We start from the raw sequence: 24,543 nt of genomic DNA on the forward strand, positions 1-24,543 counted from the left end.
CCGGACCGGACCCGGTCCGGACGTGTGAAGGGCGTCTGTGTGGGCACATACCGGATTACCAGGAGGAGGTGGTGGCAGTGGGCCGCATCCAGATCGTCCGTCGTCCGCCGCCCCCCACGGGGCCGCCCCCGCTGGACCTGCGTACACCGTCCGGGCGGACCCTGCCCTACTGAGGAGCGCTCCAGCCGGTTCACTCCACGCCGCACCGGTGTCCCGAAGGTGCAGTGTGTGAGGCTTCCACCATGAGCAATCCTGGTCAGTCGGCGGCCGACCTGCAGTCGGACCGGCCGCACTCCGCCCGCGTATGGAACTACCTGCTCGGAGGCAAGGACAACTACCCGGCCGATGCGGCGGCGGGCGAGATGATTCTTCGGATGTTCCCCGACATCGCGGGTATCGCCCGGGATCAGCGCACCTTCCTGGCCCGCGCGGTGCGTTTCCTGACCGGGGAGGCGGGTGTCCGCCAGTTCCTCGACATCGGCACGGGGCTGCCCACAGCGAACAACACGCACGAGGTCGCGCAGAGGACGGCTCCTGAGTCCCGCATCGTGTACGTCGACAACGACCCGCTCGTCCTGACGCACGCCCGCGCGCTGCTGACCAGCACACCCGAGGGTGCCTGTGCATACATCGACGCCGATGTGCGCGATACGGGCCTCATCTTCGAAGAGGCCGCCCGGACCCTGGATTTCGACCGGCCGATCGGCCTCACCTTGCTCGGGATCATGGGGCAGCTGCCTGACGACGAGGACCCGTGGGCGCTGGTCGACCGGCTGCTGGCAGGGCTTCCGTCCGGGAGCTATCTGGCGCTCACCGACGGTACCGACACGAGCGACTCGCTGAACAGCGCCATCGAGGCGTACAACGCGAATTCGGCGAGCTCCTACCATCTGCGCAGTCCCGCACGCATCGCCGAGTTCTTCCAGGGGCTGGACGTCGTCGAGCCGGGCATTGTCAGGACGTCGGCCTGGCGCCCCGAGCCCGGTCAGGACAAGCCGGACCCCCCGCAGAGCCACGCCGTCAGCGGTGTCGGACGCAAGGCCTGAGAGGGGCGGCGGCGCGAGGCCCTGGGCGGAGGACGGAGCGTAAGCTCCCGAGTCATGATCGATCATTCGGCGGACTCCGGGACGGCGGGCGCGCGCCCGCAGCGGAACTGGGCAGGGAACATCACCTTCGGGGCGCGGCAGCTGCACACACCCGCCACGGTGGCCGAGCTGCAGAGCATCGTGGCCGCCGGGAGTGCGGTACGGGCGCTGGGCACCGGCCACTCCTTCAACACGGTCGCCGACACCCACGGCGACCTGATATCCGTAGCCGGGCTGCCCCGCTCCGTCGAGATCGACAGGAAAGCCGGGACCGCCACGGTCAGCGCGGGGCTGCGCTTCGGCGAACTGACCGAGACGCTGCACCGAAGCGGATTCGCTCTGCACAACCTGGGCTCGCTGCCCCACATCTCGGTCGCGGGCGCCTGTGCGACGGGCACCCACGGTTCGGGCGTGGACAACCGCTCCCTGGCAGGTGCCGTCCGTGCACTGGAGCTCGTCACGGCGGACGGCAGCACGGTGACGCTGCAGAGGGGGGACGCAGAGTTCGCCGGCGCCGTCGTCTCCCTCGGCGCGCTGGGAATCGTGACCCGCCTGACGCTGGACCTCGTGCCTGCGTTCGATGTTCAGCAATGGGTGTACGAGGGGCTGCCGCAGGAACAGCTGCTCGGCCGGTTCGACGACGTGATGTCCGAGGCCTACAGCGTGAGCCTCTTCACCCGCTGGCGCGACGGACCGATCGACCAGGTGTGGCTCAAGCAGCGGGTGACCGCGGACGGACACCGTACGGCGCCGCCCCGGTGGCTCGGCGCGACGCTCGCGGACGGGCCGCGGCATCCCGTTCCCGGCATGCCGGCGAAGCACTGCACGCCGCAGCAGGGCGACCCCGGCCCCTGGCACGCCCGGCTTCCCCACTTCCGGCTCGAGTTCACCCCGAGCAACGGAGAGGAACTCCAGTCGGAATACTTCGTCGCCCGGCAGGATGCGGTGGCGGCCTACGAGGCCCTCGACCGCATCCGGGAGCGCATCGCACCCCTTCTGCAGATCGGTGAGATCCGCACCGTGGCAGCCGACGACCTGTGGCTGAGCCCGGCCCAGGGCATGGACGCCGTGGCCTTCCATTTCACGTGGGTGCCGGACACTGCAGCCGTCACACCCGTTCTTGCGGCAATCGAGGAAGCACTGGCTCCGTTCGCTGCCAGGCCGCACTGGGGCAAGGTGTTCACCACCCCTCCCGTGACGCTGCGCACCGTGTACCGCCACTACGACGATTTCGAGCGGCTGACCCACCGGTTCGACCCCACGGGAACCTTCCGCAACGAGTTCCTCGCGCACCACTTCCCCCGTACGGGCCAAGGCCCCGAGGCAATCAAGGCCGGCTGAGCCGCGAGTGGAGGGGCCCGGCAGCGGTCAGAGCGAGCTGGGCCGCGCCTCGGGCCCGGCTGCTCCGCCCCGCTGTGCCGGATGCGGTGCGAGCTCCTCCACCAGGGCCGCGAGCTCCTCGCACGCCAACTCCGTCTCACGGCGGATGTTCTTGTGCTCCTGGACGATCGCGGCCAGGAGCAGCGCGGTGAGCGCCACACAGCAGTTGAGGACCCCGAGGTTGAGCATGATCTCGAGCACGGAGTGGTTGTTGAACGGCCCCACGCGGTCGGTTCCGGCGATGACCGCCATGATGGACACCAGGAGAGCGCACGGGGCGCTGCCTGCCAGCTGGAAGCGCAGCGCGGCCCAGACGAGCGGCGGGAAGACGAGGTAGATCATGGACAGCGGACTCCTCGTCGCCACCACCGCCAGCCCCACCGCGACCATCACCAGCGCCGCGGGTTCCGCCCACCGGTAACCCAGCCCCGGCACCCGTGCCGTACGCAGGACGAGCAGCACCGGAGTCACCATGAGCACCCCCATGGCGTCGCCGGCCCACCAGGCCGACCAGACGGGCCAGAACGTCCCCGCCGAGAGGTCACCTTTGAGCAGAAGGACTCCGGCACCGGTGGTCGCGCTGATGAGCATGCCTCCCATGGCTCCCAGGAAGACGAGGACGACGCCGTCGCGCAGGCGGTCCAGTTCGCTGCGGAATCCCACCGCGCGGAGCGCGAGAAAGGAGCACAGGGGGGCCAACGTGCTGCCCGCCGCGATAGCGAGGCCCGAGAGGGTGAGCCCGCCGCTGATCGAGACGATGGTGAGCACAGCACCGACAGCGATCGCGGGCCAGATCCGGATACCCAGGCACAGCAGGGCGGCCAATGCGATGCCCGTGGGGGGCCAGAGCGGAGTGACGGCGGCGCTGTTCACGGTTACCCGCCTGACCAGACCGAGCTGTCCGGACACGTAGTAGGCAGCGGCAATACCCAGCATCTGCAGAGCCACCACGGTCCGACGTCTCGTTTCCTCGCTGCGGATCACGCATCTCATCAGACACCGCGCATGACGGCAGGCGGCCGTGACACGCGCGGCCCTGCCCCTACGTCTCCTGGCGTCCGCAGGGGGCGGACTCATGGCGCAGAACGAGGACGGCCACATCGTCCTCGTGGCCGGTGAGCTCGCCCGCCCGGAGCACCCGGTCGGCCAACTCCTCGGCCGTGGCTCCGACGTGGGAGCTCGCCAGATGCCTGACCCGTTCCAGACCGTCCCCGATCGACAGCGAAGGGCCTTCGACGACTCCGTCGGTGAGCAGGACCAAGGATCCGTCGACGGCCAGCGAGCGCCGCGTGACCGCATAGTGCTGACGGGCCTCGATACCCAGGGGGAGCCCTCCGGCGTCCGCCGTGATTCCCGACCGCCCGTCGGCGGTGGCCCACACACTGGCCACATGGCCGGCCCGCGCGCTCTGGAGGTCCCCGGTCAGGGGATCCAGCCGAAAGAACGAGCAGGTGGCGAAGAGACTGGAGTCCACCGAAAGGATCAGGTCATTCGTTCGACCCATGACCTCGCCCGGATCGGTGGCCGTGATGGCGATGGCGCGCATGGCGATGCGTATCTGCCCCATGAAGGCCGCCGCCTCGACGTCGTGACCCTGGACATCGCCTATGGCCATTCCGAGTGACCCGTCCGGGAGCAGGAAGGCGTCGTACCAGTCGCCGCCGATGTCCAGCCCGTCGCGGGCGGGGGCGTAACGGGCGGCGATCTGCAGCCCCGGCAGCGAGGGCAGTGCAGCGGGCAGCATCTTGCGCTGCAGCGCCCCGGCCAGCTCGACTCGCGCCTGATGCAGCTCCACCTCCTGCCGGGCACGGGCAGTCAGGTGCTGCAGGGTGCTGAGCAGGTCCTCGGCGCTCGCTGATCGGGGAGTTCGACGCCGGTTCATGGGCCGCTCCGCGGTGCGTTAGTAGCTGCATCCTATTTCGGCGGTGAAATTCCTGCGAGCTCTGCCGTTCCTGGTGCGAGTGCGACGAGCGAGTCTCAGCCGTTCCGGCTCAGGGAGGCCGTGAGCCGTCCGAGGGTCTCCTGCAGGGCGAGGATCTCCTGGACCGACATGCCCGTGGCTCCGAGGATCGTGCGCGGAACGGGCAGTGCGCGCTCGCGCAGCCCGGCTCCCGCCCCGGTGAGGTGGACGGTGACCGACCGTTCGTCCTCCGGGCTGCGTTCGCGCCTGACGAGTCCGGCCGCTTCCAGCCGCTTGAGCAGCGGGGACAGCGTTCCGGAGTCGAGGTGCAGCCGTTCACCGATTGTCTTGACCGGCAGTGGTCCGTGCTCCCACAGGACCATCATCGCGAGGTACTGGGGGTAGGTGAGGCCGAGTTCCTTGAGCGCCTCCCGATAGGCGCCGCCGAAGGCGCGGGAGGCCGCCTGCAGCGAGAAGCAGACCTGGTGGTCCAGCCGGAGGAGCTCGGCATCCGGCAGGTCCGTGAGGTCGGGAGTGGCGGCGATCGGCGGTGGCGTCATGAGTTCAGAGTAACCTGCCGCCCATCATTGAGTTGTGCACAATTAAGTTATGTGCAATTCTTTTGGCGGTGGCCGGCTCGCGGCCGCCGTCGTACGAGAGAAGGTCATTCCATGGACGCGCTGTACACCGCTGTCGCCACCGCGAACGGCCGCGAAGGCCGGGCAGTGAGTTCGGACGGCCAGATCGACCTCGGCCTCGCCCTGCCGCCGGCCCTCGGGGGCAACGGGAAGGGCACCAACCCGGAGCAGCTGTTCGCCGCCGGATACGCCGCCTGCTTCGCCAGTGCGATGAGCTCGGTCGGCCGCGAGATGAAGCTCGACACCAAGGACGTCTCCGTGACGGCCGAAGTGTCGATCGGGAAGGACGGCACAGGCTTCGGCCTCGCGGTGATCATGCGCGTCGAGCTTCCGGAGGCTCTCGAGGGCGAGACCGGCCGCCGGCTGGTCGAGGCCACACACGCCTACTGCCCCTACTCGAAGGCCACCCGCGGCAACATAGACGTCGAGCTCGTCATCGAGTAACGGCCCCGGCCTGCCCCGCCGCCGCCCCTCGACCGCACATCGGTCGAGGGGCGGCGGCGGTACTGCGTGAGCAGGGGAGACAGGAGTCGAACCTGCGGCATCCGGTTTTGGAGACCGGCGCTCTGGCCTCTGAGCTACACCCCTTCGGTGTGATCAGCCTGGCAGCGGACACCGCCTGCGGACAAGCGGTTTTCCGTGGGGTGCCGCTCGATCCCTGATGCGCCCCGCGGCGGCCGGAGGGGGAAGCGTAGACTCTGCTCCCGTTTCCGCTGATTGGCGGGCATTACCTATCGATGGGCAAATTCGCCGTGAGTTTCGTAGACAGATCCGAAGCACCGATCTACGCCGGCCTCGTGGAGGAGCAGGGCGACGTTCCCGCTGAGGTGCGACGGGTCGCCGAGCAGACTCTGCGAGAGGTGGACCGGGCACTCGACTTCAGTGCGGTACGCGCGCCGGCGGCTTTCCGGTAGTCCTCGACCCGGTGTCGGCGGTCTCGGGGGACGGAAGCGGGCTGCTCCGGAGACGAAGCCCTCGTTGGGTTGCAGCTGCCGCCACCGCAGGTGGACAGGGTGCCCGCGCCTCAGCATTCTTTATCTTTCGGAGCATTGCGTGACCATCAGCCTGCACGGCTCAGCCACCGTCCTGTTCCAGGGGGACAGCATCACCGACGCGGGCCGGCTGTCCGACCCCGGTTACCCCCTGGGTCGGGGCTACGCGCAGATGGCTGCGGAGCTCGTACGGTCTGCGTGGCCGGACAGCGACATCACTTTCATCAACCGGGGTATCAGTGGCGACGGAGTTTCTGACCTCCGCGCCCGGTGGCGCGAGGACGCCGTCGATCTCAAGCCCGACGTGGTGTCCGTCCTGATCGGCGTGAACGACACCTGGCGCCGTTACGACTCGGGCGATGTCACCTCGTTGCGTTCGTACGAGGACGACTACCGGACCATCCTCACGCAGATCCGGGAGGGCTCGGATACGCGGCTGATCCTCGTCGAACCCTTCCTGGTTCCGGTCGCGGCCGAGCAGTGGGCCTGGCGTGAGGACCTCGATCCCAGGATTCAGGCGGTCCGCCGGCTGTCCGAGGAGTTCGACGCCGCTCTGCTGGCCGCGGACGGCCTGCTCAACCAGGCTGCGCGGACCGCGGGCGGCGCCGAGCGCATCGCCGGGGACGGCGTCCACCCGACCCCGCTCGGGCACGCTGTACTGGCCGAGGCATGGACGGCGCTCGTCGGCCTGTAGGTGCCGGCACCCGGGCCCTGCTCCTGGGCCACGCCCTGCCTTACCGAATCAGCCCTGATCACGTCGGCCCGGCGGGATCAGGGCGAGGCGGGCCGGATCGGGCCGGATTCCGAAGAGGGGCCCTGGGCGACGGGGATCCGTGCCCAGACGGTCTTGCCTGCGCCGGTCGGCAGAGACCAGCCCCACGAACTGCTCAGCGCGTTGATGATGCGCAGGCCCCGGCCGCGCTCCAAGGAATCGTCGGCGTTGCGCAGTACGGGGACAGTGGGGCTCGGATCGTTCACCGCACAGACCAGAGTGCTGTCCTGACGGGCGAGGCCGAGCCACGCCGTGGACCGGACGGCGAACTCCCCGGACGGGGGCAGCGCGTGACATACCGCGTTGCTGACCAGCTCTCCGGCGACGAGCGCGACGTCGTCCGCAAAGGACCGCAGACCCCACTGTTCCAGTGCGTCGCGGACGAACACCCGTGCCCGCTGCAGACTTTCGGCATCGGCGGCCAGGCTGTGGGTGATGAATCCGGCGGCACCGATGCCGAGATCCCGCGCCCAGTGCCGGTGAGGGGCAATGTCGTTCCCGGTCGGATCCGACGAGCCGGCATCCTCTCCGCGAGGGCGTGCGTTCTCCGCATGCATGAGCACTGATTACCCTCCGGTGAAGGCCGATTAATGGTGCCGAGGGGCCGGACGCCCACTAGTATCCTCGCCGTCCGCTCTTCCGTGCAATTGCATCCGAAATTGCACCCCCCGGGTGTGAGGGGGACAACTGTTCACCCGGTGCGGGCCCTGGCAGCACGCCAGGAGTGGTCCGAGCAACTGCCCCACAAGGAGTGCACCGCATGCAGCACATCGACAACGGCGTCCCCGCCAACTCCCTGACCGACGTGACCTGGATGAAGAGCCATCACAGCAACCCCAGTGGGAACTGTGTCGAGATGGCGCTGCTGCCCGGCGGCGACGTGGCCGTACGGAACTCCCGGCATCCCGAAGGGCCCGCCCTCGTCTATACGGAGGACGAAGTGCGAGCCTTCCTCGCAGGCGTCAGGGACGGTGACTTCGACGGCGTGATCGGCTGAAAGCGCGCCATGTTCTCGTGCTGACCCGCTCCTTCCAGGACTCCCTGATGGCACACTGGCGTTCAGACGTCCGCCCTCAGGAGCCCGCATGCCCGGCATCGAACCGCTGCAGCCCTTACGGAAGCCGGCGCCCGCCCAGGCCGCCGGGTCAAGTCCCACTGCCCTGCGTCTGGTTCTGGGTGCCCAGCTTCGACGGATGCGTGGCGAGGCGGGTATCACCCCCGATGCCGCGGCTGTCCGGATCCGCTGCTCCACGGCGAAGATCAGCCGGATGGAGACGGGGCACTCCCCGTGCAAGGAGCGCGACGCCGTCGACCTTCTTGAGCTCTACGGCGTCACCGATCCTGACCGGGCAACCGAGTTCGTCGAACTGGTGCGCGTGGCCGGACAGCGTGGCTGGTGGCGCAGTTACGCCGATGTGCTGCCGGACTGGTTCGAGCCCCTGGTGGGACTGGAGGAGGCGGCCGCCTCCATCCGGACCTACGAGGGGCACTACATTCCAGGGCTTCTTCAGACGGCTGACTACGCCTACGCCGTGGTGCGTTCCGGCCACTCGATGGAGCCGGAGGAGACCACGAGGCGGCGCGTCGAGCTGAGACTCAAACGGCAGGAGCTGCTGCACCGGCGCGATGCGCCCAAGCTCTGGGTGCTCCTGGACGAAGCGGTGCTGATGCGGCCCACAGGTGGCGCCCGCGTGATGCGTGAGCAGCTGGCCCGCCTGCTGGAAATGACCGAGCTGCCCAACGTGATCGTGCAGGTCGCCCCCTTCGAGGTGACCGCCCATACGTCGCCCGGCAACGGCATCACGTACCTGCGGTTCGCGATGAGCGGACTCCCCGACGTCGCCTACATCGAGCACCTGACCAACGCGACGTCCGTGAACAAGCCTGAGAGCACGGACGAGTACCGGTGGATCCTGGACTCCCTCAGCGCCCAGTCCCCGAGCCCCGTGGAGAGCCGGCACCTGCTGGGGCAGGCGCTCAGGCGTTACGCCTGAGCGGAGCCGGCGGAACGGCAGACGGGCCGCGTCACCACTTGCGGCCGACGCCGCCGTACTCGATCCACTCCTGGGTCTCCTGCTTCGGCGCGAGATCCGAGTCGGGACGCCAGGTCGACACCTCCACCAGACCCGGCTCCAGCACGTCCAGTCCCTCCAGGAAGACGCGTACGTCGTCCTGTTGGCGGACCCGCCCCCACCGGTTGCCCGTGCTCTTCGCCATGAAGTCCGTGACGAAGTCGCGGGTGGCGGCATCCTCACTCACGAGCTGGCACACCACCAGGAAACTTCCCGGAGCGAGGCGGTCCGCGACCCGGCGTACCAGCGCCGCGGGGTCGTCGGAATCGGGGATGCAGTGCAGCACGGAGACGAAGAGCGCGGCCACGGGCTCGTCGAAGTCGATCAGGCGGGTGACCTCGGGGTGCCCGAAAATCGTGTCGGTTTCGCGCATGTCCGCCTGGATGACCGCAGTCCGGCTGTTCTCCTCGAGTATCGCCTTGCCGTGGGCGAGGACGATGGGGTCGTTGTCTATGTACACGACGCGGGCCTCAGGGTCGACGAGCTGGGCGACCTGGTGGACGTTGTCCTGGGTCGGCAGGCCGGATCCGTGATCGATGAACTGCCGGATCCCGTACTCGGACGACAGGTGGTGCACCACACGCCGGAGGAACCGCCGGTTGTTCACCGCGAGGACCTTGGTGCTCGGCACGTGCTCCAGCAGCTGTTCGCAGGCAACCCGGTCCGCCGGGTAGTTGTCCTTGCCGCCCAGGTAGTAGTCGTACATCCGCGCCACGCTCGGCACGTTCACGTCGATGTTCTTCGGAATGGAGGTGTCCCCGTTGCTCATCCAGCCCCTCGCCAGGTCAAAGAGAAGAATTCTCGTAGCCGTGAGGGGTCATGCTAGGGATCTCATCCTGGGGCTGACAGCCCTCGGAGGAGTGAGGCGGGGGCGTACGGGGGTGAATCGGCCAGTTACATCGGCTGCGGGGCGCCGGCTTCGCCCGGTCTTCCGGCGCCGGCGCAGGCGAGTACGGAGGACGTGTCGCGCCAGGACCTGAAGTCTCCCTGGTCGGAGGGCCGGCAGGGATCGCCCAGGAGTCTCTCGGGCGGCCGCCCGGACGTGCACGCAGACAACGACGGGGCGCAGGTTGCCGTTTCAAAGCGGCCGGAAATCGCCTGACCATCCGTCCGTTTCCCGGATGCGTCGTTGGCAGTCTTCCTGCGGCGGACCATCGTTGCTCCAGTCCGGCGGACTATCGTGAACGGCATGTCTGCCCCTGAGCTGATCCGCATTGTCTCCCGCGACTCGCCCATGGCCCTGGCCCAGGTGGAGCGTGTTCGGACCGAACTGGCGGCGCTTCATCCCACCACCGCCACCGAGGTGATCCCGGTCAGGACGACGGGCGACAAGTGGATGGGCGACCTCTCCCAGGTCGAAGGCAAAGGTGCCTTCACCAAGGAGGTCGACGCCGCCCTGCTCGCAGGCGAGGCGGATCTCGCCGTGCACTGCGTCAAGGACGTCCCCGCCGACCGGCCGCTGCCGGCCGGTACGACCTTCGCCGCCTTCCTCGAGCGTGACGATATCCGCGACGCCCTCGTCCACCCGGGTGGTCTCACCCTCGGTCAGCTTCCCGCCGGAACGAGAGTCGGTACCTCCTCCGTACGCCGTGTCGCCCAACTCGCCTCCTCGCACCCCCATCTGGACTGCATTCCCTTCCGGGGCAACGCCAACCGGCGCCTCGCCAAGCTCGCCGCAGGAGAGGCCGACGCCCTCCTCCTGGCCGTCTCCGGACTCCGGCGCATCGACCGCTCCGACGTGATCACCGAAATCCTCACACCGGAAGCCATGTGCCCCCCGATCGGCGCGGGCGTCCTCGCTCTGCAGTGCCGGGAGGACGACACAGCCACCATCGACGCGGTCAGCGCCCTCAACCATCCTGGTACCTACCGGGAGACCACGGCGGAGCGCATGTTCCTCCATGTCCTGCAGGGCCACTGCAACTCACCGATCGCGGGTTACGCCACGGCCCATCGCAACGGAGATCTCTCACTGCGCGCCTGCGTGTTCACCCCCGACGGCAAAACGGTGCTCAACGCGCACGAGTGGGCAGGCCCTCTCGACGCCGCGACCCTCGGCACCTCCGTGGCCGTCGCCCTGCTGCGTCAGGGCGCACGCGAACTGATCGACAACATCGCGCACTGACCCCTCGCAACGACGGGGCCGGTCCCACGGCCGGGCGAGCGTCTCTCCGTACAACCCTTCTGCCTCACGCGCGGTCAAACAGGACGCCAGGAAGGAACGGGCCCTTCCCGGCCGTCCCCCCGGCGCCTGCCCGGTCATCCTTCACCGAGGAGCCGCTCGTGCGCACACACCGTTCGGCCGCCGTTGCCGCGGCCGCAGTTCTCCTCTCGGCGGGAGCGGTCATCGCCGCACCCACTGCCCACGCCGGTACGCCCGGCGGCACGCACGCAAGTGACCGCAACAGTGATTTCAACGGCGACGGCTACGAGGACGTGCTCATCGGCGCCCCGGGCGGCACCGTCAGCGGCAGCAGGGGCGCGGGATACGTGACCGTGCAGTACGGCGCGGCGACCGGCATCGGCACGAGCCGGGCCGCGGTCATCAGCCAGTCCACATCCGGAGTCGCCGGCTCCGCCGAGACGGGTGACCGTTTCGGTGCTGCCCTGGCGACCGGCGACCTCGACGCGGACGGTTACGACGACGCGATCGTGGGCACCCCGGGCGAGGACCTCGCAGCGGCAGCCGACGCAGGCCGCCTCACCATCCTGTGGGGAACCTCGAAAGGGCTGACCGGCGTCGCCAGCGACTGGCTGGATCCCACGGAGCCCGCCGCCGGGAAGAAGTTCGGCAGCGCTCTCGCCGCGGCCCGCTTCAGCCCCGACATCCCGGGTGACCACCTTGCCGTAATCGATCGTGACGAGCTCCAGCTGTACGCCTACGACACGGCGTCCAGGGCCGGGACGGCGCCCCTGCAACGCACGGCGCAGCGCCGCCTCGCTGCACGGGCGCAGGAGCGGCAGATCCTGCCCAGGTCCCTGACCACGGGCGACTACGACAACAACGGTCTCGCCGACATCGTCGTCTCCGGAGTCACCGGGGGAGCGGAGCCCGGCCACGGCTGGTCGTCCTTCTTCTCCGGGCAGGACGAGGGCCTGGTGTACGAGCGCGATCTGCGCGGAGGCCCCGTCGCGGCGTCCGGCGACATCAACAACGACGGATACGACGACCTCGTCACCGGTGAGCCGAACAGCCCCGACGACGGCGGTGAGGCGATGAGCGGGGGCCTTGTCGGTGTCTACTACGGCAGTGCGGACGGCCCGCTCGGCATCGAGGGAGCGAGCAGCCCGCCGCAGTGGTGGACCCAGGACTCGGCCGGTGTGCCCGGAACGGCCGAGCGCGGTGACGGCTGGGGCACCGATCTGTCCGTGGCCGACACCGACGGCGACGGCTTCGCGGACCTGGCGGTGGGCGCGGCCGGCGAGGACATCGGCACGGTCGCGGACGCGGGAGCGGTGTGGGTGCTGCGGGGAGCAGCGGCCGGCCTGACCGCCACCGGTGCCACCTCATGGGACCAGAACTCCGCCCAGGTACCGGGCGCAGCGGAGAAGGGGGACCGCTGGGGTGGCCAGGTCAGGCTGACCGACCCGAACAGGGACGGACGCTTCGGCCTGCTGGCCTCCGCCCCCGGCGAGAACACGGGCGACGGCGTGGTGTGGGTGCTCTCGGCAGGCAAGGGCGGAATCACCGCCTCAGGATCGTGGACCTACGGCGCCGGCTCGCTCGGCGCACCGTCGGTGGACGCCGCGTACGCGGCCGCTGTCGACGAGTAGTCCACAGCGGGCGGCCCGGCGGAACCCCATGTCCGCCGGGCCGCACCGCGGCTCGGATGCCGAGCCGCACGGGGAGTGTCGAGGAACTGTTTCGAGACGAGCTACGGCAGCGCGGACGCTCTCTGTCGCCTGCCCGTTCGGCTGAGCTCGGCCCATGGGTCACCTGCCGTGGAACGGCAATTGACTGACCGCCAAAGAAGCCATGGGCAGGACGAGGGGGAACGTACCCGGCCATTCAACCGATGGCGTAGCGTCGCCCGACCGCCATCTTGATGGGAGCCAGAGCCAGCCACGACCACATGGCGGCGCCGGGGGAGACGAAGACGGCGATCGGCACGGTGGCCCCGAACACCAGGATGGTCGAGACCAGATCGGCCACGATGCCGTGGCCCGTGTGCGGGTGCTGCCGGATCGCGAGGAACAACGCGAGCTGCAGCAGGTCCACGACCGCGATGGTCAGTGCGTAGAGAACGACGGACAGCGGCCGCGTGGCGTACTCGGAAAGCATCGCAGTAGGGAAGGGAACCACTGCGATGACACCCAGCCCGGCGAGGGCGATCCGTTCGGACAGCGGGTCCACCCGCTGCGCCAGCTGCAGGATCCGGCGGTGATCACGCCAGAAGCCGGCCAGGATGGTGAAGCTCAGCGCATAGGCGCCGAGCTTGGGCAGCCAGTCGCCCACAGCCTCACGGAACCCATCGGCGTCCAGCCCCGTGGGTACGTGAATGTCGAGCACCAGCAGCGTCATGGCGATGGCGAAGATTCCGTCGGACAGGGCGATCAGCCGGTCCGGGCTCTTCTCGTCGGCTCTGGCTCCGGTCACCCGACACAGAGTGAACCGGCGCGTGCGCAGGCTCGCTCATTACGCCGACAGCGGGCACGCCACGGTCAGGGATGCGATGCCAGGACTGCCGTTGCGGACACCCAAGTGCAGTAGCCGCCCCTCGCCGGCCCCTCACCCGGTCCGAGCAGCAGGAACCGGCCGTCCGGTCCGGCCGGATGTGCCGGACCGGCTGCCGAGCGTTCGCGGAGCGCGGATCCTGGGAGGAGCATGCACCCGGGGCGCGCCACGCTGATGTCCCCTGGGCACCGCGCCCGCCAGGCACGAGGAGAATCCATGGCTCAGTTCGAGGCGACGGTCGAGATCGACCGCCCCGTCGCAGAGGTTTTCGCGTTTCTCGCAGACGGCGAGAACGACAGGAAGTTCAGCCCGCGTGTGCAGGACATCTCCAAGACCCCGGCGGGCCCGACCGCGGTGGGCACCGTGTTCCGCAGCACGGTGAAGGACGCAGGCATGACGACCCGGAGGGAATTCCGGATCAGCGAGCTCGTCGCACCGACCCGGATCCGGTGGAACGAGCTGTCCAGCAACCTCGTGACAGCCCGGGAGGGCGGCTACGACCTCGAATCCCTCGCGGACGGCCGAACCAGGGTGCGGATCTTCAACGACCTCGAGGGTCACCGTCTGGGCAAGCTCCTGGTCGGCCTCGCCGTCGCCGCGGCACGAAAGGACGCCCCCGCATTCGGACAGCGGATCAAGGCCGCGGTGGAGGCGTCCTGAGAACGCCCCGACACCGCTGATGCGCTCCGCCACGACGATCGGTCCACCAGGGTGGCGGGGCATGTCCGGCCCGGCAGCGATCGAGCATCCGGAGGAACCATGAAGAGGGCAGTGTCCAAGGACGGCACCGTCATCGCGTACGAGCGGCACGGCGACGGCCCGCCGCTGGTCCTGGTCGGTGGGGCGACCTGTACCCATGAAGCGGACGCGCCGCTCGCGGCGGAGCTCGCCGCGGCACACACGGTCTACGTCTACGACCGCCGCGGCCGGGGCGAGAGCGGTGACACCACCGCGTACGCCGTCGCCCGGGAGGTGGAGGACCTGGCGGCGGTGATCGCGGAGGCGGGCGGCGAGGCCGGGGTGTACGGCATCTCCTCCGGCGGCGCGCTTGCCCTGGAGGCGGCGGCGAGCGGCCTGCCGATCACCCGCACGGCGGTGTACGAGGTGCCGTATTCCACTGATCCGGCAGCACGCGCGGACGCGTACACGGCCGCGCTCGGTGAACGGCTGGCCGCCGACGACCGGGGAGGTGCCGTGGAGCTGTTCCTCCGCCGGGTGGGCATGCCGCCGGAGGCCGTCGCGGGGATGCGCCGGGCCCCGTTCTGGAAGGGCCTGGAGGCACTCGCACCGACCCTTGCCCACGACGATGCCGTCATGGGCAAGGGCGAGGTACCCGCCGCACGGCTGGCGGACATCGCCCAGCCGGTGCTCGTTCTCTGTGGCGGATCCAGTTCGCAGTGGTTCCGCGACACGGGCCGGGTCATCGCGGAATCAGCGGCACGTGGACGGTACGAGACGCTGGAGGGCCAGGACCACCAGGTGGCGCCCGCGGTGCTGGCCCCCGTGCTCAGGGAGTTCTTCGCCTGAGCCGGTCACATCCGGGCACCGACGGCGGCGCCGTTGCGCGGTACGAAGAGCTGCGGCGCGGAGGGAATGGAACCGTCGGCCGCGCGGGCCCCGGTGACGGGGCCCGTGTCCGTGCTCAGGACCGAAGCCTCGTTCCATGTACCGCCGAGGTCCCAGGAGTTGCCGTCGGTGAGGGTGCCCGCACCGAGGGCGGCGGCCTGCTTGTCGGCAACGGACAGATTGCCGGTGAGCACGGCGACGGCCCCGGAGGTGTCGGCGTCGAAGCCGGTGCCGCCGTTGCGGAACGTGGTGTTGCCGGTCAGGGCGAGGGCGCCCGGATTGCCGTTGTCGGTGACCCCGTGCTTCGCGTTCTTGAATGCGAACGAGTTGCGCAGTGTGTGGCCCGTCGCAGGGGCCGGCGTTCCGCCGCCGAGCTTGAAGCCGTTGCCGTCGCCCGCGAAGTCGGGGAAGCCCCAGCGGTTGAACCCGTTGGCGTACGCGATCGTGTCCTCGACCAGGATCGGGGACGCGAACTTCCAGGCGTCGAAGCCGTCGTCGACGTTGTTCCACAGCCGCGCGCCACGCACGACGTTGCCCGTTCCGCTCCCCTCCTTGATGCCCAGGCCGTCCGCGCTCTCGCCGTTCTTGCGTGGGTCACGGTTCCCGTAACTGTCGAGATCAAGGATCTGGTTGTCGCTGGAGCCACCCTGGAGCTGGAAGCCGGTCTCGTAGTTGTCGCGGGTGGTGAGCCGGGAGAAGACGTTGTTGTCGCAGCCGTCGCAGTAGTAGCCGTACGGGCCGTTGACGATCTCCAGGCCCGACACCCGCCAGTGGGACGCCTCCTGGTGGATGGCACCGCGTTCGGCGCGCGGGATGCTGCCGCCGACCGGCGTGTGGCTGGCGGGCAGTTGCTCGCCGTCGATGATGACCCGCTCGCCCTGGTAGGCGCTGAGGGTGATCGGCAGGGACGCCTCGCCCGAGGTGGTGATGGTGATGTTGTCCACCAGCGCGTACGTGCCGCCCCGGACGGCGATGACGTCACCGGGGCGCGCCTCGTCCACGGCCTTCTGGATGGTCCGCAGCGGGTGCTCGAGGGTGCCGGCGGCGGAGTCGTCCCCGTCCACGGCCACGACGATCGCCGACGCGGCGGTCGCTGCCTCAGCGGGTGCCACCACCACCGAGAGCACGGCGCTCAGCACCACGACCGTGGACATGCTGACGACACGCATACAAACTCCTTCTTCCTGGCTGACGGCTGACAGGAAGACAGTGGTCGCCGATGCCGGAATGGTTGCCGCTCCCGGATGCGCCGGGCAGCACCCCGGCCCTGCAACCGGCAGTCGGGACGCGGTCGCTCAGGCTGAGCGGCAGCTCAGGGGAGACCGCTGCCGCTCAGCGATCCGAGAGCTCCGAGGGGGCTTCCTGCACCACCCAGCCGTTACCGTCCGGGTCCTCGAACGACATGAACGAGTTCCAGATGTCGCCCTTGCCGTCCTCCCAGCCCGTCGCGCCGACATGGCGGATCGGAGAGACGTCCACGCCCCGCGCCACCAGCTCCTTGCGGGCCGCCTCGATGTCCGTGACACAGAGCTGAATGCCCTGCAGCGCGCCCGGAGCCATCTGCTTCATACCGGGCGCGGCGGGCATCCCGGCGAGCATCGCAATGGAACACCGTGAGCCGGGCGGCGTCATCTGGATGATGCGCATGCCCGGGGCGACCTCGTCGTCGAGGTCCACCGTGAAGCCGGCCTTGCCGGCGTAGAACTCCTTCGCGCGTTCCATGTCGGTGACAGGGACGGGAATGACCTCGACGGTCCAGTTCATGGAAGGTCTCCTCAGACATACGGGTTGCGGTGGCCCGCAGACACCGGGGCGGGTCCACCGTCGCCCACGAGGGAGCTGCCGCGCACGTCGAAACGCCAGTCCGGTCCGCACTTTGTGCATGGGCGCATCCGTAAGGCGGCACCGGGCGTCCTCGGCCGCCCGGGCTACCGACCGGACAGGCGTTCGCGGGCTCGGTTGATCAGCCGATCAGCAGGTCCCGCTTCAGGCCGATTCAGGTCCTTGCTGCTCAGGCCGAGTGCTCGCTTCTCGTACGTCCGGAAGGAACCGAACTTCTCGGTGACCTCCTGGAAACCCGAATTGAGATGATGACCGTTCTGAAGCGACCGTCCGATCGGTGTCCCAGCCAGTCGTGACCGGAGACGGCCATGTCCGGACACAGTTGTGTCCGGACATGCCACACAGGTGAACCCATCGGCCCCAGGCAGCCCTCCTCGCGCGGGAGCGCGGCCGGCCCGGGCCTTCGGACGGTCGGTTCCTGGCCGAAGTGCATGGCCGACCGCAACAGGCAGGCCCGGCAAGGGCGGTGACGCGGCGCCGGCTGCGTCACGCCTCCGTGCAGCTGAAGTCCTCCGGCGATGTGCGCAGCTTGTCCAGCAGCCCACGCAGAGTCGTGAGCTCGCGTTCGGACAGGTCCGCGAACAGTTCCCGTTCGACGGTGTCGAGGGCGGTATCCGACGTCCGGAGCCGCGAGGTCCCCTCGGGGGTGATCTCCACGATGTGCCGGCGGCGGTCGGCGGGGTCGCGCCTGCGGCGTACGAGATCGTCGCTCTCGAGATCGTTGAGCAGGGCGACGAGGACGCTCGGGTCGACGTCGAGCTTCTCGATGAGTGCCTTCTGTGTGACCGGCCCCTCGGCGAGCTGCAGGAGCGTCATCGCATGCCGGGGTGTGAGGCCGGTGGAGGCGAGAGCCTTGCGGATCACGGTTTCGGTGATGCCGCCGTGATAGGCGAGCAGGAAGCCGAGGCGGTAGTCCGGGTCGCCGGGGGACGCGGAGGGCCGCGCCGGTTCCTGGGTGACCCCGTCCTGAGCTGCCATACCCATACCGTATCAGGGGCCCTATTGTGGAGCTAGATAAATCATTGATACTCTTCAACGATATTTGGCCATCCATCATTGAAGAACTTGAGGTAAATCATGTTCATCGCCTACGCCGTAGCCGGCATCCTCCTCGCTCTGGCTCTCAGCGCCTCAGCCGTACTGACCTTCTCGCGCAACGAGGCCGTCACGGCCTCGATGGCCAAGGTGAGCGTGCCCGGTTCCTGGTTCCCGAGGCTTGCCTCGCTCAAGGCCGCGGGCGCCGTAGGACTCCTGGTCGGTCTCGCGGTGCCCCTGATCGGAGCGGCCGCCGCGGTCGGCGTGGTCCTCTACTTCATCGGGGCGGTCATCACTCACGTACGCGCGAAGGACTTCGAGATCGCGGCACCGGTGATCATCGCCCTGCTGGCCGCCGCCGCGCTCGTGCTGAGAGTGCTGTCGGCCTGAGCCCCGGCGGGCAGCCTGGGTGACAACCCCAGCATCTGCTCCGGGCCGCCCGGTGACGGCCCCCGGCGAGCGCCCTGTCATCCTTCACGGATCCGTCGGACCTGGTGTCAGGCAGGCCGACCGCCGAGACCGGATGGGTGAAGAGCCTTTCCGGGGACAAAAGGGAGCCGGACGTGGAAGCAACGCCTGCCCGAGACGTGCGAGGCGCCGTGCCTCCAGGCCTCGCCGATGCGATACGCGAGACCGCGGCGGAGATCGCGGCGCTCCTGCGCGGTCGTACCGACACCGGCGGCCCGGTTCCCGGGTCGACATGGACGCTCGGCGAGGCGGCAGCCCATCTGGCGCAGGCCAACGAGCTGATGGCGGACATCGCGTCGGGTCGCGAGCGCAGTCACGGTGACGGGACGGCCCCGAGTCTGGCGGCGGCCAACGAGCGCGCGCTCGCCCGGTTCGGCGAGCGCGGCGCTGACCCGCTGGCCGAGATGATCGTGGCGCAGGCCGAGGCCTTCCTCGCCGCGGCGGACCGGCGTGCGGCCGAGGAGACGATGGCCACGCCGCTCGGCCCGATGGGCATAGCTGTCTTCGGCTCGTATCTGCTCACGCACATGCTCGGCCACGGCTACGACCTCGCCCGTTCCGTCGGGCGGCCTCACATGCTCGACCGCGCCCGCGTCGAGCTGGCCATGCCGTTCATGTTCACGGTCATGCCACATGTCGTCGATGCGGCCGCCGCCGGCCTGACTGCCCGCTTCGGGATCCGGCTGCGTGGCGGGACACGCTTCGCAGTGACCTTTACCGACGGTGCGGCGGCCGTCAGCCCGCGGCCGGAGGACCGCCCGGACTGCACCATCCTGATCGAGCCGGTCACCTTCCTGCTCATCGCGCTCGGCCGCTGCGAACCATGGGGCGCCATCGCCCGCGGCCGCATACTCACCTGGGGCCGCAAGCCCTGGCTCGCACCGCGTTTCCCGACCCTGTTCAAGGCGCCCTGACGGGGACCGGGCCCGCCGATCGGACTCCGGATGCGCTGGGTCCCGGGTACACGGTCGGGGCCGGCGCGCCCACGGCGGAGCCGCTACCGGCCGGAACCGACCCGAACCTGCTCTCTCCGGTCGCCGCAGACGGTCACGGCTCGCGGTTCGCGGCGTCCGCGGGGGCGTTCGCGGGACGCAGCTCGCGGACGATGCGGGCCAGGTCCGCAGGGGCGGCCGCGAGGCGGACCGGCTCGCCCGCGTCGTCGAGTTCGGCGATGTGCCAGCTTCTGGGGACGATGTCGCCGTCGCTGCCCCGAGCACGCCGCACGTCCTTGACGGTGAGCCGCTCCACCGGTATCCGCTTTGCCGCGAATCGGCCCGGGCCGGGGTGGGGTGTCACCGCGGGAGGGCCGCCTCCGAGCACGATGTGGGTGCCGAAGCCGTGCGGGTTGTAGTCGGTGTGTTCCAGGAAGCGGGCGGCCAGGTACACCTCCCGCCCCTTCTCTCCGGCCTCACTCGCCGGCCCGTCTCCGGGCCTGCGGACCTGGGTGGCCCGCCAGGCCCAGGTGAAGAGGCCGAGCGTGGCCGACGCGCCCGCGGCCGCCCACGCGATCGTGACAGGAGAGGTGGGCAGGGCCGTGGGGTGGAGGTAGCAGAGCGGTAGCAGCCACAGGGCCGTACCGGCGAGCGCGCCCCCGAACGGAAGGGCCGACGGGAGGACCTCGTCGTCGGCCAGCCGGCGCCCGCGCAGGCGCAGCAGCATCTGCGCGCCGGGGTAGCCCGCGGCGAGGGCCAGCGCGCCCGCGATGGCGGCCGCGTCCCCGGCGGCGGGGATGTGCTCGCGCCACACGTGATGCTCTCCGGCGACCTTCCTCACCTTTCCGCGCCAGAGGACCAGTTCGACGCTGTCGCCGGGCTGGAACGCCTGCGCGTCCTCCTGCGGGACAGCGACCCGCCCCAGCGGCCGGTTGTCGGCGAAGTACAGCCAGCTGTTCTGCTTGGGCCGGTTGGCCTCGGTCCGCGCGATCACGGCCGGCAGCGTGGTCAGGCACTCGCGGAGCTCCGTGGCGGGCGTCTCCGCGGTGCACGGTATTGCCGACTTCCACTCCCGCTCGTTCGACGCGGCGTTCGGCACGAACCACGCGGCCACGCCCCCGCACGCGATCAGGAGTGCGCACAGACCCAGCGGCCCGGCCCAGCCACGCCCGGCGGTGCGGTGGGAGATGACGGGGAGGTGGGTGGAATCCGGGGTTCCGTGACGGCGGTGCAGCGCGCGGAGCGCGTCCAGCTTCGCGTCGAAGTCCGGGTCCTGGGGGGACCAGCTCTGCGGCAGGGGCAGGAGCCGCTTGTGTCCGTCCCGCAGCACCACGCTGACTCGACGGGCTTCCTCGGCCCGTGAGGTGTTCGTGTACTTCAGGTGGACACGCAGGTCGGCGACGTCGTGCCAGGGCACGCTCCGACGACGCAGTCGTGTCCGGGAGTGCAGGCCGTACGCGTCGGCGCTCACCTCGGCGGTGACCTTGCGGAGCGCTGCGATGCCTACCGCCGCGAACAGCAGCCCGACGCCCAGCCTCAAGTCCGGACCCCGGAAGGCCATGCGTTCGGCTGCCAGGCTCGTGCCGGTGGCCCCCAATCCGACGAAGAACCACAGGGTGCGCTTCCAAACGGGACGGCAGGTCACTTCCCGGGTGTGGGTCATGTTCGGAATCCTCCACCATCCGGGCTGCACCTGGGGTGGGCATGGTGCGGCAGTCTGTCGGCCGCCATTTCTGCCGACTGGGCGCATAGGAAACCCAGTTCTTCGCGTGCATCTCGGGCAACAGTGACGTCGTCCATGGGCGTGCGTGCCAAGTCCGCTCACCGGCCGACGGATCGGGCGGCCCCGGTGCCCGGGCAGGTGCCCGTGCGAGGCGTCGAGGACAACGTCACCGAAATCGTGCCCGTGGCCGACGCACAGAAGGCAGTCCGCTCCCTCTGCGCAACGTGGAGCGGTCGCTACCGGCGACGCGGGGAGAACCTTGCATAATGCGGCACCTGGAGCCCCGGCAGAGAGCTCACGAAGGAGTCGACCCGTGGCGTTGAACCGCGAAGAGCGTGAACAGTTTCTGGCCGAGCCGCATGTCGCAGCCCTGGCCGTGGACGCGGCGGACCAGGGGCGTGCCCCGCTCACCGTGCCGATCTGGTACCAGTACAAGCCGGGAGGTGACATCTGGATCATGACGGGACGCGACTCCCGCAAGGGGACGGCGATCGCCGATGCGGGCCGGTTCTGCCTCATGGTCGACCGTGTCACGCCGACCATCCGCTACGTCTCGGTCGAAGGCCCCGTCGTCGCAACCCTCCCTGCCACCCGCGAACAACTCGTGGAGATCTCGGCCCGCTACCTCCCTGCCGAGAAGGTCGAGGGCTACGTCGACTTCGCCTGGAGGGAGCACGGCGAGCAGGTGGTCATCCATATGCGGCCCCAGAGGTGGCTCAGCTCGGACCTCGGCGAAGTCTGAACAGGAAACCCCGCCCTGGGGCGGGGGAGGCTCCTCCAGCGTTGCCGCTCGACCTGGATTACCCCAGAGGGGTATACGGTTCATGGGGTGCGGACGCCGGCCCGCGGGCGGTGTCCTGACCGCCGCTGGACTCGATTGCCTGGCAGTGCTGCGTATTCTCGAACAACGTCGCGAATAATCTGCCCCAGGTCGGCTCAGCGCAGAGGCCGCCAGGCACAATTCACGTGTACCAGTCTCACGACCAAGAGGATCACCATGATCACGCTGAAGAAGGAAGACGGCCCGGCCGACCTCGACGGGGTGACCCATCTGTCCATCGGGGTGTCCTGGGACCCGACCGTCGGGAGCAGCGGAGGGGTGCTGGGCAAGCTCCGGCAGAAGGCCGGCACCGATCTTGACCTGATCGCCATCGCGATGCAGGGCGCGGAGCCCGTACGGCTGGCCGGGCTCGACTCCCTGGACCCGCTGGGCAACGGCTCCCTGTTGCACAGCGGGGACAACCAGACCGGGCGCGGCGACGGCGACGACGAGACCGTGACCGTGGATTTTGCCCGGGTACCGTCCAACATCACGGCCGTTGTGTTCATCGCTGCCGCGTACAAGAAGCGGAGCGCTTTCCAGAACGCGCGGAACATCAGCTTCAAGGTCTACGACGCGACCGGTGGTACCACCCAGCAGGTTGCCGACATCTGGCCGAGTCTGCTCACCGACGACAACGGCTGCGCCGTGGCCAAGGCCATGCGGGACGGTGCGGGCTGGAAGCTCCAGGTGATCAATGAGACCGGCAAGATCAAGCAGGGCGACGAGCGTGCCCTCATGCGCTTCGCCGTGAGCAAGTAGCGAACGCTCCGATGCTGTCGCGAGTCTCGGACAACTACGGCAACCGGTTCGAACTCGTCACGCTCGGAAGGTAGTCGCGTGCTCGGCCAGGGTCCGGGAAGTACCCGGACCCGGCCACAGCCCGTCCCCGGCCATGAGCTGACCCTCCTGCACGTTCCGCGGGCTCCGAACCTGCGCGGGCAGGACGGGCAGCGAAGCAGCTCAAGACCCGCCACCGAATATGCATCACGAGATCAGCGCCGGCACGGGCGGCCGAGGCAGTCGCTGATCGCCTCGGCGGAGCACTCGTCCGAAGGACGGTCCAGATCCTCCGGGTCGAGACGGCGTCCCGGCACGTCAGCCGCTTCCAGCAGCGACTGGATCCGGCGGGCGCCGGCGACTAGGGCTCCTGGGGCGAGATCGGGCGCTCGAAGAACGTTTCCAGCACGATGGTGGCCTGCGTGCCGCTGACGCCGTCGATCGCGTAGATCCGGCGCAGCACGTCCTGGAGCTGCTCGGTGGTCGCGGTTCTGACCTTCACCAGCAGCGAGGCACTGCCCGCGATGACGTGCGCCTCCTGAATCTCGGGCAGCGCGGCGAAGCGATCCGCCGCATCGCCCATCCAGGACGTCGAGTCGACCATCACATACGCAAGTACACCTCGCCCCACCGCTGCTGGGTCCACCTCGACCACAGTGCGCCGGATCACGCCGCGCTCGCGCAGCTTTTTGACGCGTTCATGGGCGGCACCGGCGGAGAGGCCAACGGACCGACCAAGGGCGGAGTAGGGCTGGGTGGCGTCCTGCTGAAGCTGTGTCAGCAACGCACGGTCCACGTGATCCACAACACTCCATTCGATAGAAGCTTGAAAGAACCATACTGCATACTGCGATACTCGCCCTGAACCGAATACGCTTCAGTTCGACTCTGGGAAGGGCGAAGCACATGACCATCGAGCACCCCGGGTTGTACGAATGCCTCGACGACCGCTTCCGTACCGGTCGGTGCATGAACGGCGACGACGACCTGGAGGTCCTGTACACCAGCTGCCGCTGGGCGGAGGGCCCGATCTACCTCCCGGCCTGGCGCCAGCTGATATGGAGCGACATCCCCAACGACCGCATGCTGCGCTGGGACGAGACCACCGACACCGTCAGCGTCTTCCGCGAGCCGGCCGGGCACACCAACGGCAACACCCTGGACCGCGAAGGCCGGCTCATCACCTGCGAGCAGGGGAACCGCCGGGTCACCCGCACCGAGCACAACGGCACCCTCACCGTGCTTGCCGACCGCTGGCAGGGCAGGCGCCTCAACAGCCCCAACGACGCGGCCGTGAAGTCCGACGGCTCGATCTGGTTCTCCGACCCGGACTTCGGCATCACCAGCGACTACGAGGGCTATCGCGCGGAGAGCGAGATCGGCTCCTGCAACGTGTACCGGATCGACCCGGCCACAGGCGAGGTGCGCCTGGTCGCCGACTGCTTCGGCGCCCCCAACGGGCTCGTCTTCTCCCACGACGAGCGGCAGTTGTTCGTCTCCGACACCCGGGCCGGCTTCATCCGTGTCTTCGACGTCCGAGCGGACGGCAGCACCCTCTCGGACGGCGCGGTCTTCGCCGAGGCCGAGCCCGGCAGCGGAAGCCGCTTCGACAACCTGCGCTTCGACGACGGCGGCCGGCTGTGGGTTGCCGCGATGGGCAACGGCGTGCACTGCTACGACCCGGACGGCACCCTGATCGGCCGACTGAACGTCCCTGAGACCGTGTCCAACATCTCCTGGGGCGGGGCCAAACGCAACCGTCTCTTCATCACCGCCGAGACCACCCTCTACTCGGTGGTCATGGCTGTCACGGGGACGCACCCGACCGGCCCGGGACGGCGTCCCTGGATCGACGCCGCCTGA

Annotated in this window: 27 protein-coding genes and 1 tRNA gene; 16 read left to right on the forward strand and 12 right to left on the reverse strand. The window is 69.3% G+C overall.

Annotated elements, in window-relative coordinates; all coding sequences use genetic code 11:
- Positions 1–242 precede the first annotated feature (242 nt).
- On the forward strand, positions 243–1,046 hold the full coding sequence (locus ACFWBQ_RS26255) for an SAM-dependent methyltransferase (protein ID WP_385498186.1): 804 nt from the start codon (positions 243–245) through the stop codon (positions 1,044–1,046).
- A gap of 54 nt (positions 1,047–1,100) precedes the next feature.
- The gene (locus ACFWBQ_RS26260; RefSeq protein WP_385498192.1) at positions 1,101–2,426 is read left to right on the forward strand and encodes an FAD-binding protein; all 1,326 of its coding nucleotides are present in this window, start codon (positions 1,101–1,103) and stop codon (positions 2,424–2,426) included.
- Positions 2,427–2,453: 27 nt separating this feature from the next.
- Here ACFWBQ_RS26260 and ACFWBQ_RS26265 read toward each other — a convergent pair whose 3' ends face one another.
- The 3 genes from ACFWBQ_RS26265 to ACFWBQ_RS26275 form a co-directional block, all read right to left on the reverse strand.
- Positions 2,454–3,449, reverse strand: coding sequence for an MASE1 domain-containing protein (locus ACFWBQ_RS26265; RefSeq protein ID WP_385498207.1), 996 nt, complete (start codon positions 3,447–3,449; stop codon positions 2,454–2,456).
- Between the two features lie 58 nt (positions 3,450–3,507).
- Positions 3,508–4,347: a PP2C family protein-serine/threonine phosphatase gene (locus ACFWBQ_RS26270; protein WP_385498219.1), complete on the reverse strand. Its 840-nt coding sequence runs from the start codon at positions 4,345–4,347 to the stop codon at positions 3,508–3,510.
- A 95-nt stretch (positions 4,348–4,442) separates the two neighbouring features.
- A complete protein-coding gene (locus ACFWBQ_RS26275) occupies positions 4,443–4,925 on the reverse strand; it encodes a MarR family winged helix-turn-helix transcriptional regulator (RefSeq protein ID WP_385498234.1) in 483 nt (160 codons plus the stop codon).
- A gap of 111 nt (positions 4,926–5,036) precedes the next feature.
- On the opposite strand from ACFWBQ_RS26275, the gene ACFWBQ_RS26280 reads away from it, so the two are divergent.
- Complete coding sequence (locus ACFWBQ_RS26280) at positions 5,037–5,447, forward strand: organic hydroperoxide resistance protein (RefSeq protein ID WP_385498244.1); 411 nt, start codon at positions 5,037–5,039, stop codon at positions 5,445–5,447.
- A 71-nt stretch (positions 5,448–5,518) separates the two neighbouring features.
- Here the strand turns inward: ACFWBQ_RS26280 and ACFWBQ_RS26285 are convergent.
- Positions 5,519–5,591: transfer RNA gene (locus tag ACFWBQ_RS26285), tRNA-Trp, on the reverse strand.
- Between the two features lie 164 nt (positions 5,592–5,755).
- Here ACFWBQ_RS26285 and ACFWBQ_RS26290 point away from each other — a divergent pair.
- Together ACFWBQ_RS26290 and ACFWBQ_RS26295 are read left to right on the forward strand one after the other, a co-directional pair.
- Entirely contained in the window at positions 5,756–5,917 is a 162-nt protein-coding gene (locus tag ACFWBQ_RS26290; RefSeq protein ID WP_385498798.1) for a hypothetical protein, read from the forward strand.
- 139 nt (positions 5,918–6,056) lie between these two features.
- Positions 6,057–6,689 carry an SGNH/GDSL hydrolase family protein gene (locus tag ACFWBQ_RS26295; protein WP_385498257.1) on the forward strand — a complete coding sequence of 211 codons (633 nt, stop codon included), beginning with the start codon at positions 6,057–6,059 and terminating at the stop codon, positions 6,687–6,689.
- Positions 6,690–6,766: 77 nt separating this feature from the next.
- Here the strand turns inward: ACFWBQ_RS26295 and ACFWBQ_RS26300 are convergent, their stop codons facing one another.
- Positions 6,767–7,324 (reverse strand): ATP-binding protein, encoded by a 558-nt coding sequence (locus tag ACFWBQ_RS26300; RefSeq protein ID WP_385498274.1) that lies wholly within the window; start codon positions 7,322–7,324, stop codon positions 6,767–6,769.
- A gap of 203 nt (positions 7,325–7,527) precedes the next feature.
- On the opposite strand from ACFWBQ_RS26300, the gene ACFWBQ_RS26305 reads away from it, so the two are divergent.
- A complete protein-coding gene (locus tag ACFWBQ_RS26305; RefSeq protein ID WP_385498284.1) occupies positions 7,528–7,764 on the forward strand; it encodes a DUF397 domain-containing protein in 237 nt (78 codons plus the stop codon).
- Between the two features lie 88 nt (positions 7,765–7,852).
- Entirely contained in the window at positions 7,853–8,761 is a 909-nt protein-coding gene (locus ACFWBQ_RS26310; RefSeq protein ID WP_385498293.1) for a helix-turn-helix domain-containing protein, read from the forward strand.
- A 31-nt stretch (positions 8,762–8,792) separates the two neighbouring features.
- Here ACFWBQ_RS26310 and ACFWBQ_RS26315 read toward each other — a convergent pair whose 3' ends face one another.
- Positions 8,793–9,608: an SAM-dependent methyltransferase gene (locus tag ACFWBQ_RS26315; protein WP_385498303.1), complete on the reverse strand. Its 816-nt coding sequence runs from the start codon at positions 9,606–9,608 to the stop codon at positions 8,793–8,795.
- Positions 9,609–10,028: 420 nt separating this feature from the next.
- Between ACFWBQ_RS26315 and hemC the strand changes: the two genes are divergently transcribed.
- Positions 10,029–10,964, forward strand: a complete 936-nt coding sequence (gene hemC / locus ACFWBQ_RS26320) for a hydroxymethylbilane synthase (protein WP_385498317.1) — start codon at positions 10,029–10,031, stop codon at positions 10,962–10,964.
- A gap of 158 nt (positions 10,965–11,122) precedes the next feature.
- Positions 11,123–12,613, forward strand: coding sequence for an esterase (locus ACFWBQ_RS26325; RefSeq protein ID WP_385498322.1), 1,491 nt, complete (start codon positions 11,123–11,125; stop codon positions 12,611–12,613).
- Positions 12,614–12,848: 235 nt separating this feature from the next.
- Here ACFWBQ_RS26325 and ACFWBQ_RS26330 read toward each other — a convergent pair whose 3' ends face one another.
- Positions 12,849–13,436 carry a TMEM175 family protein gene (locus ACFWBQ_RS26330; RefSeq protein ID WP_385498328.1) on the reverse strand — a complete coding sequence of 196 codons (588 nt, stop codon included), beginning with the start codon at positions 13,434–13,436 and terminating at the stop codon, positions 12,849–12,851.
- Positions 13,437–13,730: 294 nt separating this feature from the next.
- Here ACFWBQ_RS26330 and ACFWBQ_RS26335 point away from each other — a divergent pair, with 294 nt between their 5' ends.
- Both ACFWBQ_RS26335 and ACFWBQ_RS26340 read left to right on the forward strand, forming a co-directional pair.
- Positions 13,731–14,174 (forward strand): SRPBCC family protein, encoded by a 444-nt coding sequence (locus ACFWBQ_RS26335; RefSeq protein ID WP_385498334.1) that lies wholly within the window; start codon positions 13,731–13,733, stop codon positions 14,172–14,174.
- A gap of 99 nt (positions 14,175–14,273) precedes the next feature.
- Positions 14,274–15,041 (forward strand): alpha/beta fold hydrolase, encoded by a 768-nt coding sequence (locus ACFWBQ_RS26340; protein WP_385498341.1) that lies wholly within the window; start codon positions 14,274–14,276, stop codon positions 15,039–15,041.
- Positions 15,042–15,046: 5 nt separating this feature from the next.
- Here the strand turns inward: ACFWBQ_RS26340 and ACFWBQ_RS26345 are convergent, their stop codons facing one another.
- From ACFWBQ_RS26345 to ACFWBQ_RS26355, 3 genes are all read right to left on the reverse strand, one after another.
- A complete protein-coding gene (locus ACFWBQ_RS26345; protein ID WP_385498346.1) occupies positions 15,047–16,249 on the reverse strand; it encodes a right-handed parallel beta-helix repeat-containing protein in 1,203 nt (400 codons plus the stop codon).
- Between the two features lie 163 nt (positions 16,250–16,412).
- The gene (locus tag ACFWBQ_RS26350; RefSeq protein ID WP_385498353.1) at positions 16,413–16,844 is read right to left on the reverse strand and encodes a VOC family protein; all 432 of its coding nucleotides are present in this window, start codon (positions 16,842–16,844) and stop codon (positions 16,413–16,415) included.
- 564 nt (positions 16,845–17,408) lie between these two features.
- A complete protein-coding gene (locus tag ACFWBQ_RS26355; RefSeq protein WP_385498366.1) occupies positions 17,409–17,900 on the reverse strand; it encodes a MarR family winged helix-turn-helix transcriptional regulator in 492 nt (163 codons plus the stop codon).
- A 99-nt stretch (positions 17,901–17,999) separates the two neighbouring features.
- Here ACFWBQ_RS26355 and ACFWBQ_RS26360 point away from each other — a divergent pair, with 99 nt between their 5' ends.
- Both ACFWBQ_RS26360 and ACFWBQ_RS26365 read left to right on the forward strand, forming a co-directional pair.
- Complete coding sequence (locus tag ACFWBQ_RS26360; RefSeq protein WP_385498370.1) at positions 18,000–18,347, forward strand: DoxX family protein; 348 nt, start codon at positions 18,000–18,002, stop codon at positions 18,345–18,347.
- 173 nt (positions 18,348–18,520) lie between these two features.
- Positions 18,521–19,339 (forward strand): maleylpyruvate isomerase family mycothiol-dependent enzyme, encoded by an 819-nt coding sequence (locus ACFWBQ_RS26365; RefSeq protein WP_385498376.1) that lies wholly within the window; start codon positions 18,521–18,523, stop codon positions 19,337–19,339.
- Between the two features lie 133 nt (positions 19,340–19,472).
- Here the strand turns inward: ACFWBQ_RS26365 and ACFWBQ_RS26370 are convergent, their stop codons facing one another.
- Complete coding sequence (locus ACFWBQ_RS26370) at positions 19,473–21,020, reverse strand: PH domain-containing protein (RefSeq protein ID WP_385498379.1); 1,548 nt, start codon at positions 21,018–21,020, stop codon at positions 19,473–19,475.
- A gap of 373 nt (positions 21,021–21,393) precedes the next feature.
- Here ACFWBQ_RS26370 and ACFWBQ_RS26375 point away from each other — a divergent pair, with 373 nt between their 5' ends.
- Both ACFWBQ_RS26375 and ACFWBQ_RS26380 read left to right on the forward strand, forming a co-directional pair.
- Positions 21,394–21,822 carry a pyridoxamine 5'-phosphate oxidase family protein gene (locus tag ACFWBQ_RS26375; protein ID WP_385498385.1) on the forward strand — a complete coding sequence of 143 codons (429 nt, stop codon included), beginning with the start codon at positions 21,394–21,396 and terminating at the stop codon, positions 21,820–21,822.
- A 255-nt stretch (positions 21,823–22,077) separates the two neighbouring features.
- Positions 22,078–22,662 carry a TerD family protein gene (locus tag ACFWBQ_RS26380; protein ID WP_385498393.1) on the forward strand — a complete coding sequence of 195 codons (585 nt, stop codon included), beginning with the start codon at positions 22,078–22,080 and terminating at the stop codon, positions 22,660–22,662.
- A gap of 379 nt (positions 22,663–23,041) precedes the next feature.
- On the opposite strand, the gene ACFWBQ_RS26385 is transcribed toward ACFWBQ_RS26380, so the two are convergent.
- A complete protein-coding gene (locus ACFWBQ_RS26385) occupies positions 23,042–23,485 on the reverse strand; it encodes an Lrp/AsnC family transcriptional regulator (RefSeq protein ID WP_385498400.1) in 444 nt (147 codons plus the stop codon).
- Positions 23,486–23,586: 101 nt separating this feature from the next.
- On the opposite strand from ACFWBQ_RS26385, the gene ACFWBQ_RS26390 reads away from it, so the two are divergent.
- Complete coding sequence (locus ACFWBQ_RS26390) at positions 23,587–24,543, forward strand: SMP-30/gluconolactonase/LRE family protein (RefSeq protein WP_385498408.1); 957 nt, start codon at positions 23,587–23,589, stop codon at positions 24,541–24,543.

The sequence above is a fragment of the Streptomyces sp. NPDC060035 genome (genome assembly GCF_042736635.1).
Classification (GTDB): domain Bacteria; phylum Actinomycetota; class Actinomycetes; order Streptomycetales; family Streptomycetaceae; genus Streptomyces.